Source organism: Neisseria sp. P0021.S007, assembly GCF_051956855.1.
Window position 1 is genome coordinate 1 of record NZ_JBQCXA010000856.1, and the last position, 579, is coordinate 579.

A 579-nucleotide genomic window follows, 5' to 3' on the forward strand; every position below is an offset into this window, starting at 1 on the left:
AACCCCGGTCCAGGCACCTAACTCTCTGGATACGACCATTGCTCCGCAAATCGGCGCATTCCTGATTTTGGCTGATGCAACACAAACTGTCAGCAAAGCCGAGCAAATTTCTTACGTTCAAATTCCGTATTTAGGGTTGGCCGGTTTGCTGATTATTTTGGCTGTGTTTGTCAAAATGATTCGTTTGCCTGATGCGCGTAAAATTGCCGAAGAAGAGAGCGAACATAACCATGATGGCAAACACGGTGTTTGGCAATACCGTCATTTGGTTTTGGGTGCGGCCGGTATTTTCTGTTATGTCGGTGCGGAAGTATCCATCGGTTCTTTATTGGTTAGCGTGTTGGGCTATCTGAAAGGTTTGGACCACGCATCTGCCGCGAAATATTTGTCGTTCTACTGGGGCGGTGCAATGGTCGGCCGTTTCTTAGGCTCTGCCATCATGGCGAAAATTGCGCCTAACCGCTATTTGGCATTCAATGCTACCGCTGCTGTTGTCCTGTTGGGCGTTGCTATGTTGGCAGGTAAAGCCAGTGCAGATGTTGCGATGTGGGCATTGTTGGCCATCGGTTTCTTCAATTC

General features: G+C 48.7%; 1 protein-coding gene. It reads left to right on the plus strand.

The annotated features are described in order from the left end of the window. Window positions 1–579: MFS transporter (locus tag ACTHUR_RS16345; protein WP_440399730.1), on the plus strand; the 579-nt coding region annotated here is incomplete at both ends.